This is a genomic window from Streptomyces sp. MB09-02B, from assembly GCF_033794485.1.
Lineage (GTDB): Bacteria > Actinomycetota > Actinomycetes > Streptomycetales > Streptomycetaceae > Streptomyces.
Window position 1 is genome coordinate 1 of sequence record NZ_JARGEE010000328.1, and the last position, 10,439, is coordinate 10,439.

Annotated in this window: 8 protein-coding genes; 7 read left to right on the forward strand and 1 reads right to left on the reverse strand. The window is 72.0% G+C overall.

The window, feature by feature from the left end; translation table 11 throughout:
- A partial coding sequence (locus tag P1P70_RS32965) for an EamA family transporter (RefSeq protein ID WP_413471604.1) occupies positions 1-929 on the reverse strand: 929 nt, incomplete at its 3' end.
- Between the two features lie 212 nt (positions 930-1,141).
- On the opposite strand from P1P70_RS32965, the gene P1P70_RS32970 reads away from it, so the two are divergent.
- From P1P70_RS32970 to P1P70_RS33000, 7 genes are all read left to right on the forward strand, one after another.
- Positions 1,142-1,939 carry a TIGR03084 family metal-binding protein gene (locus tag P1P70_RS32970; protein WP_319244329.1) on the forward strand — a complete coding sequence of 266 codons (798 nt, stop codon included), beginning with the start codon at positions 1,142-1,144 and terminating at the stop codon, positions 1,937-1,939.
- Positions 1,936-3,618: an acyclic terpene utilization AtuA family protein gene (locus P1P70_RS32975; protein ID WP_319244331.1), complete on the forward strand. Its 1,683-nt coding sequence runs from the start codon at positions 1,936-1,938 to the stop codon at positions 3,616-3,618. Before P1P70_RS32970 ends, P1P70_RS32975 begins: the two co-directional genes overlap by 4 nt.
- Positions 3,573-5,213 carry an acyl-CoA carboxylase subunit beta gene (locus P1P70_RS32980; RefSeq protein ID WP_413471605.1) on the forward strand — a complete coding sequence of 547 codons (1,641 nt, stop codon included), beginning with the start codon at positions 3,573-3,575 and terminating at the stop codon, positions 5,211-5,213. The genes P1P70_RS32975 and P1P70_RS32980 overlap by 46 nt, the downstream gene beginning before the upstream one ends.
- A gap of 11 nt (positions 5,214-5,224) precedes the next feature.
- Entirely contained in the window at positions 5,225-7,075 is a 1,851-nt protein-coding gene (locus tag P1P70_RS32985; RefSeq protein ID WP_319244335.1) for an acetyl/propionyl/methylcrotonyl-CoA carboxylase subunit alpha, read from the forward strand.
- 84 nt (positions 7,076-7,159) lie between these two features.
- Positions 7,160-8,326 carry an acyl-CoA dehydrogenase family protein gene (locus tag P1P70_RS32990; protein WP_319244337.1) on the forward strand — a complete coding sequence of 389 codons (1,167 nt, stop codon included), beginning with the start codon at positions 7,160-7,162 and terminating at the stop codon, positions 8,324-8,326.
- A 94-nt stretch (positions 8,327-8,420) separates the two neighbouring features.
- Positions 8,421-9,989, forward strand: a complete 1,569-nt coding sequence (locus tag P1P70_RS32995; protein ID WP_319244339.1) for a 4-coumarate--CoA ligase family protein — start codon at positions 8,421-8,423, stop codon at positions 9,987-9,989.
- On the forward strand, positions 9,986-10,439 hold a 454-nt coding region (locus P1P70_RS33000), incomplete at its 3' end, for an enoyl-CoA hydratase-related protein (protein WP_319244341.1). The genes P1P70_RS32995 and P1P70_RS33000, both read left to right, overlap by 4 nt.

The following is a 10,439-nucleotide window of genomic DNA, read 5'->3' on the forward strand; positions in this document are numbered from 1 at the left end:
CGCCCCACCTGCGTTCGCACCGCCCCCATGCTCGCCCCGATGACCAGGGCGATCGCGAGGGCCTCGACGGTGGTGAGGGCCTGGTCGAGGATGAGGAAACCGGCCGTGGCGGCGATCGCGGGTTCCAGGCTCATGAGGATCGCGAAGGTGGAGGCGGGCAGTCGGCGCAGCGCGAGGAGTTCGAGGGTGTAGGGGAGGACGGAGGACAGCACGGCCACGGCGGCACCCAGGGCGAGCGTCGTCGGTTCGACGAGCCGGCCCCCCGATTCGACGATCCCCAGCGGCAGGAACAGCACCGCCGCGACGGCCATGGCCAGCGCCAGCCCGTCGGCCTGCGGGAACCGCCGCCCCGTACGCGCGCTGAAGACGATGTACAGGGCCCACGCCAACCCGGCGGCCAGGGCGAAGGCGATGCCCAGCGGGTCGAGGCCGCCGACTCCGCCGCCCTTCCCGAGCAGGAAGACACCGCAGAGGGCCAGCCCGGCCCACACCATGTTCAGCGCCCGCCGGGACGCGAGGACGGAGAGTGTCAGCGGGCCGAGCACCTCCAGGGTGACGGCGAGGCCGAGGGGGATACGGGCGACGGCCTGGTAGAAGAGGCCGTTCATCGCGGCCATGGTGACGCCGAAGGCGACCACCGTCCCCCAGTCGGTACGCGAGTGCCCGCGCAGCCGGGGCCGGCAGATCACCAGCATCACCAGCGCGGCCACCGCGAGCCGGAGCGTCACCACCCCGAGCGCCCCGGCGCGCGGCATCAGCGTCACCGCCAGCGCCCCGCCGAACTGCACCGATATCCCACCGGCCAGCACCAGCCCCACGGGCCCGAGGGAACCCAGTCCGCGCGCGCGACGGAATCCGCCGGGGGCGGGCGCGGCCGGGGGTACGGCCGTCGCGGCGGGCGCGGACTGTTCAGCGCGGGAGAGTGTCACGGGGACCGTCCAGAAGAGCGGGGAGAGGGAGGTCGAGGGGGCGACGACGACGGGATATCGTTCAGTATGGAGGACTCGACAGTGCAAAGCAATGGACTAAGTCAGGCCCATAGCGTCTTTTGCAGCTTACTTTGCCGACTCGGGGACCCCGACTGCTCCCTAAAAATGCAAGCACGCTTGCTTGTTTCTGGGTCCGCTGCCATGCTCCCCCCATGGCCGACCCAACGCCCGTGATCGACGATCTCCGTGCCGAGAGCCAGGAACTCGACCTGCTCGTGGCCGAGTTGAGCCCGGAGGAGTGGGCGCTCGCGACGCCCGCGCCCGGCTGGACCGTCGCCCACCAGATCGCGCACCTCGCCTGGACGGACCACTCGTCCGTCCTGGCCGTGACCGACCAGGCAGCCTTCGCCCGTGAGGTCGAGAGCGCGATGACCTCGCCCGGCGACTTCGTGGACAGGGGCGCCGAGGAAGGAGCCGCGAAGCCGCCCGCCGAACTGCTCGCGGACTGGCGCGCCGGCCGCGAGGCCCTGGACGCCGCCCTGCGCGCGGCACCCGAGGGCGCGCGCTTCCCCTGGTACGGCCCGCCCATGTCCACCGCCTCGATGGCGACCGCCCGCCTCATGGAGACCTGGGCCCACGGCCTGGACGTCGCCGACGCGCTGGGCGTCCCCCGGATCGCCCCCGGCGACCGGCTCCGGCACATCACCCGACTCGGCATCCGCACCCGCGACTTCGCCTTCGGGGTGCACGGACTGACCCCGCCCTTCGAGGAGTTCCGCCTCGAACTCACCAGCCCCACAGGCGAGTTGTGGACGTACGGCCCCGAGGACGCGACCGACCGCGTCACCGGCCCCGCCCTCGACCTCTGCCTCCTGGTCACCCAGCGCGCCCACCGCGCCGACCTCGCCCTCCACGCCGAGGGCTCCGACGCCGACCGCTGGCTGGACATCGCCCAGGCCTTCGCCGGGCCCCCGGGCCCCGGGCGCGACGCGAAGGGAGCCACCCGGTGACCACGGCCCCTCTCCGCATCGGCAACGCCTCCGGCTTCTACGGCGACCGCTTCGACGCCATGCGCGAGATGCTCACCGGCGGTGAACTCGACGTCCTCACCGGCGACTATCTGGCCGAGCTGACCATGCTCATCCTCGGCCGCGACCGCCTGAAGGACCCCACGGGCGGGTACGCCCGCACCTTCCTGCGCCAGCTGGAGGAGTGCCTGGGGCTCGCGCACGAGCGCGGGGTGCGGATCGTCGCCAACGCGGGTGGTCTCAACCCGGCCGGACTCGCCGCCCGCATACGGGAGTTGGCCGACCGGCTCGACATCCCCGTCCGCGTCGCGCACGTCGAGGGCGACGACCTCACCGCCGCCCACCCCGGCACCCTCGCCGCCCACGCCTACCTCGGCGGCTTCGGCATCGCCACCTGTCTGCGCGAGGGCGCCGACGTGGTCGTCACCGGCCGGGTGACGGACGCGGCCCTGGTCACCGGGCCCGCCGTCGCCCACTTCGGCTGGGGCCCCGGGGACCACGACCGGCTCGCGGGGGCCGTCGTCGCCGGGCACGTCCTGGAGTGCGGGGCGCAGGCGACCGGCGGCAACTACTCCTTCTTCGCCGACGGTTCGCACGACCTGCGCCACCCCGGCTTCCCCCTCGCCGAACTCCACGAGGACGGCACCGCCGTCATCACCAAGCACCCCGGCACCGGCGGCTTCGTCGACGTCGGCACGGTGACCGCGCAGCTTCTGTACGAGACCCAGGGCGCCCGGTACGCCGGACCCGACGTCACCGCCCGCCTCGACACGGTGGAACTCATCCAGGACGGACCCGACCGCGTCCGGGTCTCCGGTGTCCGCGGCGAGGCCCCGCCCCCCACGCTCAAGGTCGGCCTCAACAGGCTCGGCGGCTTCCGCAACGAGGTCGCCTTCGTCCTGACCGGCCTCGACATCGAGGCCAAGGCCGCTTTGGTGCGCGCCCAGATGGCACCGATGCTCGACAAAGTCACGTACAGCGGCTGGGAGTTGACCCGCACCGACCGCCCCGACGCCGACACCGAGGAGACCGCGAGCGCCCTGCTCCGGCTCGTCGTACGGGACCCGGAACAGGACGCGGTGGGACGGGCGTTGAGCGGGGCCGCCGTCGAACTCGCGCTCGCCAGCTATCCCGGCTTCCACGTCCTAGCGCTGCCCGGAAAGGGCTCGCCCTACGGGGTCTTCGAGGACGCGTACGTCCCCCAGGACACCGTCGACCACGCGGCGCTCCTGCACGACGGGCGCCGGATCCCCGTGGCCCCGGCCCACGACACCGCCGTACCCGAAGACCTGCCGGAACCGCCCCTCCCCGAGCCGCTGCCCCACGGCCCGCTGACCAGGGCGCCCCTCGGCCTGGTCGCCGGGGCCCGCAGCGGGGACAAGGGAGGCGACGCCAACGTCGGGGTGTGGGCCCGGACCGACGAGGCCTGGCGGTGGCTCGCGCACACACTCACCGTCGACCGCTTGCGCGAACTCCTCCCGGACACAGCCGACTTGAAAGTCACCCGGCACCCGCTCCCCAAGCTCCGCGCCCTGAACTTCGTCATCGAGGGCATCCTCGGCGAGGGCGTCGCCTCCCAGGCCCGCTTCGACCCCCAGGCCAAGGCCCTCGGCGAATGGCTGCGCTCCCGCCACCTGGACATACCGGAGGCCCTGCTGTGACGATCATCAACTCGGCCCTGGACACGACGAGTTCGGACTACCGAGCCAACCGTGAGGCCATGCTCGCCAAGCTGGACGAGCTCACCGCCGAGCACGCCAAGGCGCTGGCGGGCGGTGGCGAGAAATACGTCCAACGGCACCGGAAGCGCGGCAAGCTGCTCGCCCGCGAGCGCATCGAACTGCTGCTGGACCCCGACACGCCCTTCCTGGAACTGTCGCCGCTCGCCGCCTGGGGCAGCGAGTACACCGTCGGCGCCTCCCTCGTCACCGGCATCGGGGTCGTCGAGGGCGTCGAGTGCCTGATCACCGCCAACGACCCGACCGTACGCGGCGGCGCCAGCAACCCCTGGTCCCTGAAGAAGGCCCTCCGCGCCAACGACATCGCCCTCGCCAACCGGCTGCCCTGCATCAGCCTGGTGGAGTCCGGCGGAGCCGATCTCCCCTCCCAGAAGGAGATCTTCATCCCCGGCGGCGCGATCTTCCGCGACCTCACCCGGCTCTCCGCCGCCGGCATCCCCACCCTCGCCGTCGTCTTCGGCAACTCCACCGCCGGCGGGGCCTACATCCCCGGCATGTCCGACCACGTGATCATGGTCAAGGAACGCGCGAAGGTGTTCCTCGGCGGCCCGCCCCTCGTCAAGATGGCCACCGGCGAGGAGAGCGACGACGAGTCCCTCGGCGGCGCCGAGATGCACGCGCGCGTGTCGGGCCTCGCCGACCACTTCGCCGTCGACGAACCGGACGCCCTGCGCCAGGCCCGCCGGGTCGTCGCCCGCCTCAACCGCCGCAAGGCGTACGCCGATCCGGCCCCCGCCGAGCCACCGAAGTACGACCCGGAGGAACTCCTCGGCATCGTCCCCGGCGATCTGAAGGCGCCCTTCGACCCCCGCGAGGTCATCGCCCGGATCGTCGACGCCTCCGACTTCGACGAGTTCAAGCCCCTCTACGGCACCAGCCTCACCACCGGCTGGGCCACCCTCCACGGCTATCCCGTCGGCATTCTCGCCAACGCCCAAGGGGTGCTGTTCAGCGAGGAGTCCCAGAAGGCGGCCCAGTTCATCCAGCTCGCCAACCAGCGCGACATCCCCCTCCTCTTCCTCCACAACACCACCGGCTACATGGTCGGCAAGGAGTACGAGCAGGGCGGCATCATCAAGCACGGCGCGATGATGATCAACGCGGTCAGCAACAGCCGGGTCCCGCACCTGTCCGTCCTCCTCGGCGCCTCGTACGGCGCCGGTCACTACGGCATGTGCGGCCGCGCCTACGACCCCCGCTTCCTCTTCGCCTGGCCCAGCGCCAAGTCGGCCGTGATGGGCCCGCAGCAGCTCGCGGGCGTGCTGTCGATCGTGGCCCGGCAGTCTGCGGCGGCGCGCGGACTGCCGTACGACGAAGAGGGCGACGCCGCCCTGCGCGCGATGGTGGAGCAGCAGATCGAGTCCGAGTCGCTCCCGATGTTCCTGTCCGGACGGCTGTACGACGACGGGGTCATCGACCCCCGCGACACCCGCACCGTCCTCGGCCTGTGCCTGTCCGCGATCCACACGGCGCCCTACGAGGGCGCACGCGGTGGCTTCGGCGTCTTCCGGATGTGAGGAAACCCTTCGTGATCACTTCTGTCCTCGTCGCCAACCGGGGCGAGATCGCCTGCCGCATCTTCCGCACCTGCGCCGACCTGGGCATCCGCACCGTCGCCGTGCACTCCGACGCCGACGCGGGCGCCCTCCACTCCCGCGTCGCCGACACGGCCGTACGGCTGCCGGGCGCGGCCCCCGCCGACACCTATCTGCGCGGCGACCTGCTCGTGAAGGCGGCCCTCGCCGCCGGCGCCGACGCCGTCCACCCCGGCTACGGCTTCCTCTCCGAGAACCCGGACTTCGCCCGTGCCGTCCAGGACGCCGGCCTCGTCTGGATCGGCCCGCCCCCCGAGGCGATCGAGGCCATGGCGTCCAAGACCCGTGCCAAGGAACTCATGGGCCTGGCACCCCTGGAGGAGGTCACCGAGGACGACCTGCCGGTCCTGGTGAAGGCGGCGGCGGGCGGCGGCGGCCGCGGCATGCGCGTCGTACGCCACCTGAAGGACCTGCCCGCCGCCCTGGAGAGCGCCCGTGCCGAGGCCGCGAGCGCCTTCGGCGACGGCGAGGTCTTCGTCGAGCCGTACATCGAGGACGGCCGTCACGTCGAGGTCCAGATCCTCGCCGACACCCACGGCACCGTCTGGCCGCTCGGAACCCGCGACTGCTCCCTCCAACGCCGCCACCAGAAGGTGATCGAGGAGGCCCCGGCCCCCGCCCTCCCCGAGGAGCTGACGGCGGAACTCCACACCCTGGCCGTACGCGCCGCCCGAGCCGTGGACTACGTCGGCGCGGGCACGGTCGAGTTCCTGGTGTCCGACGGTACGGCCCACTTCCTGGAGATGAACACCCGCCTCCAGGTCGAACACCCGGTCACGGAAACCGTCTTCGGCCTCGACCTGGTCGCCGAGCAGCTCCGCGTCGCCGAGGGCCACGCCCTCCCGGCCGACCCCCCACCCGCTAGCGGCCACGCGATCGAGGCCCGCCTGTACGCCGAGGACCCGGCCCGCGCATGGGCCCCGCAGACGGGCACCCTGCACCGACTGGCCGTCCCCGAGGGCGTCCGCCTGGACACCGGCTACGAGGACGGCGACACGATCGGCGTCCACTACGACCCCCTGCTCGCCAAGGTCATCGCCCACGCCCCCACCCGGGCGGAGGCGATCCGCAGACTGGCGGGCGCCCTGGAACGGGCGACACTCCACGGCCCCACCACCAACCGGACCCTGCTGGTGAACTCCCTGCGCCACGAGGAGTTCACGTCCGCCCGCATGGACACCGGGTTCTACGACCGCCACCTCCGCGCCCTCACCACCGCCGCCCCCGACCCGCACGCCCCGCTGGCCGCCGCCCTGGCCGAGGCCGCCGAGGGCGACCCCCGTTTCGGCGGCTTCCGCAACGTGCCCTCCCAGCCCCAGGTCAAGCGGTACGCGACGGCGGGGGAGGAGCACGAGGTCCGCTACCGGCACACCAGGAACGGCTTGGAGGCGGTCGGGGTCCGTGTCGTTCACGCGGACCCCCGCCGCGTCGTCCTCGAAGTGGACGGCGTCCAGCGGAAGTTCGTCGTCACCCGCCACGGCGACCGGATCCACGTCAACGCCACCACCTTCACCGCCATCCCTCGCTTCCCCGACCCCACCACCCAACAGGCTCCCGGCTCCCTCCTGGCCCCCATGCCGGGCACGGTCGTCCGCGTGGCGGAGAACCTGAAGCAGGGCACATCCGTACAGGCGGGCCAACCCCTCCTCTGGCTGGAGGCGATGAAGATGGAACACAAGATCACGGCCCCGTCGACGGGCACCCTGACAGCCCTGCACGCGGCGGTGGGCCAACAGGTAGAAATGGGCGCGCTTCTGGCCGTGGTTCAAGGGCAGCCCACCTAAGGGGCGCGGGGAACTGCGCGACAAGCCCCCACAGACCCGCACCCTCCAAACAACGAACGAACCCTCCCCCTGAGGAGCCCTCTCATGCCGTCCCCGGTCCTCGAAACCGAAGAACACAAAGCCCTACGAGCCGCCGTCTCCGCCCTCGGAAAACGCTACGGCCGCGACTACATAGCCACGATCAACAAAGAGGGCCGCCACCCCGACGAACTCTGGTCCGAGGCCGCCAAACTCGGCTACCTGGGCGTCAACCTCCCCGAGGAGTACGACGGCGGAGGCGGCGGCATAGCCGAACTCTCCATCGTGCTCGAAGAGCTGGGCGCCGCAGGCTGCCCCCTGCTCATGATGATCGTGTCGCCCGCGATCTGCGGCACCGTCATCGCCCGCTTCGGCACCAAGGCCCAGCAACAGACCTGGCTGCCCGCCCTGGCGAACGGCACCCGCCTCATGGCCTTCGGCATCACCGAACCCGACGCCGGCTCCAACAGCCACCGCATCACCACCACGGCCCGCCGCGACGAGACCGGCGACTGGCTGCTCACGGGCCGCAAGGTCTTCATCTCCGGCGTCGACCGGGCGGACGCCGTCCTCATCGTCGGCCGCACCGAGGACGCTCGCACCGGCACCCTCAAGCCCTGCCTCTTCATCGTCCCCACGGACACCCCCGGCTTCGAGTACCGGCAGATCGACATGGAACTCCGCGCCGCCGAGAAGCAGTTCGAGCTGAGCTTCGACGACATCCGGCTCCCCGCCGACGCCCTGGTCGGCGACGAGAACGCCGGCCTCCTCCAGTTGTTCGCCGGCCTCAACCCCGAGCGGATCATGACGGCCGCCTTCGCCATCGGCATGGCCAGGTACGCCCTCGCGAGGGCCGTCGAGTACGCCCGCGACCGCACCGTGTGGCGCCAGCCCATCGGCGCCCACCAGGCGATCGCGCACCCCCTCGCCCAGTCCCACATCGAACTCGAACTGGCCCGCCTGATGATGCAGAAGGCGGCCCACCTCTACGACGCCGGCGACGACACGGCGGCCGGCGAGGCCGCCAACATGGCCAAATACGCGGCGGGCGAGGCGTGCGTGCGGGCCGTCGACCAGGCTGTGCACACCCTCGGCGGGAACGGCCTCACGGCCGAGTTCGGCCTCGCCTCGCTCATCACGGCCGCGCGCGTGTCTCGTATCGCGCCGGTGAGCCGGGAGATGATTCTCAACTACGTCTCCCACCAGACCCTGGGCCTGCCGAAGTCGTACTGAGCCGCCACGCGTCGGCGGAACACGGCCGTCGGCCGGAGCACATCCGGAGGCGCCGAAGCGCGGCCACAGGAGTCGGAGCGCACGAGGAGGAACCATGTTCCGCAGCGAGTACGCAGACGTCCCACCCCTCGAACTCCCCATCCACGAAGCCGTCCTGGGCCGCGCCGCCGAGTTCGGCGACCTGCCCGCGCTGATCGACGGAGTCGACGGCACGACCCTCACCTACGAACAGCTGGACCGCTTCCACCGGCGGCTCGCGGCCGCGTTCGCCGACGCCGGCGTCCGCAAGGGCGACGTCCTCGCCCTGCACAGCCCCAACACGATCGCCTACCCGACGGCGTTCTACGCGGCCACCCGCGCAGGCGCCACCGTCACCACCGTGCACCCGCTGGCCACCGCCGGTGAGCTGGCCAAACAGCTCCAGGACTCCGGGGCGAGCTGGATCGTCACCGTCTCACCGCTGCTGGAGACCGCCCGCGCCGCCGCCGAACGCGTCGGCGGCATACGGGAGATCTTCGTCTGCGACAGCGCCCCCGGCCACCGCTCGCTGATCGACATGCTGGCCTCAGCCGCGCCCGAACCGGCCGTCGACATCGACCCGGTGACGGACGTCGCGGCCCTTCCGTACTCCTCCGGCACGACCGGCGTCCCCAAGGGCGTCATGCTCACCCACCGGTCCATCGCCACCAACCTCGCCCAGCTCGAACCGGTCATGCCGGCCGGCCCCGGCGACCGCATCCTCGCCGTGCTCCCGTTCTTCCACATCTACGGCCTCACCGCCCTGATGAACGCCCCGCTGCGGCTCGGCGCCGCCGTCGTCGTCCTGCCCCGCTTCGACCTGGAGGGCTACCTCGCGGCGATCGCCGAACACCGCATCACCCACCTCTACGTGGCCCCACCGATCGTCCTCGCCCTGGCCAAACACCCGGCCGCCGAGCGCTACGACCTCTCCACGGTCCAGCACATCCTCTCGGCCGCCGCACCCCTCGACGCACGCCTCGCCGCCGCCTGCTCCGCCCGCCTCTCCCTGCCGCCCGTCGTCCAGGGCTACGGCATGACCGAACTCTCGCCCTGCTCCCACCTGGTCCCCCTCGTCCAGGCCGCCACCGCGCCCCCCGGCACCGTCGGCAAGCTCATCGCCGGCACAGAGATGCGGATCGTCTCCCTCGACGACCCGGGCAAGGAGGTCGGCGTCGGCGAACCCGGCGAGATCGTCATCCGGGGCCCCCAGGTCATGAAGGGCTACCTGGGCCGCCCCCAGGCCACCGCCGACATGATCGACACCGACGGCTGGCTCTCCACCGGCGACATCGGGCACGTCGACACCGACGGCTGGCTGTACGTCGTCGACCGGGTCAAGGAGCTGATCAAGTACAAGGGTTTCCAGGTCGCCCCCGCCGAACTCGAAGCCCTCCTCGTCACCCACCCCGGCATCGCCGACGCCGCCGTCATCGGCCACTACGGCGACGACGGCAACGAGGTCCCGCACGCCTTCGTCGTCCGCCGTCCCACCGCGCACGAGCTCTCCGAGGGCGAGGTGATGATGTACGTCGCCGAACGCGTCGCCCCGTACAAGCGCGTCCGCCACGTCACCTTCATCGCCGACGTGCCCCGCGCGGCCTCCGGGAAGATCCTCCGCCGCGAACTCAGGGAACGCCTATGACCGAGACCGACACCGCCGCGAGCCTCAGCCCCCTCGTACGTGCCACACACCACCGGGGCATCACCACCCTCACCCTCGACTCCCCGGCCAACCGCAACGCTCTCTCGGCGAGGCTGGTGCGTGACCTCTCGAACGCGCTCACCCGGTGCGGTGAGGACGACGACGTACGCGCCGTCGTCCTCACCCACACCGGGAACACGTTCTGCGCGGGCGCCGACCTGCGCGACCCACCCGACCCGAAGGCCATGGTCACGCTGCTCCGCCAGATCCTCGAACTGCCCAGACCCGTCGTCGCCCGCGTCACCGGCCAGGTCCGCGCGGGCGGCCTCGGCCTGCTCGGCGCCTGCGACATCGCCGCCGCCGGCCCGGACGCCGGGTTCGCGCTCACCGAGGTCCGCATCGGCGTCGCGCCCGCCGTCATCTCCCTCACCCTCCGCCCCCGCACCGACC

Coding starts and splice junctions, on each gene's coding strand:
- P1P70_RS32990 (WP_319244337.1), top strand. CDS start 7,160: ATGCCGTCCCCGGTCCTCGAAACCGAAGAACACAAAGCCCTACGAGCC.
- P1P70_RS32980 (WP_413471605.1), top strand. CDS start 3,573: ATGGCTGCGCTCCCGCCACCTGGACATACCGGAGGCCCTGCTGTGACG.
- P1P70_RS32995 (WP_319244339.1), top strand. CDS start 8,421: ATGTTCCGCAGCGAGTACGCAGACGTCCCACCCCTCGAACTCCCCATC.
- P1P70_RS32970 (WP_319244329.1), top strand. CDS start 1,142: ATGGCCGACCCAACGCCCGTGATCGACGATCTCCGTGCCGAGAGCCAG.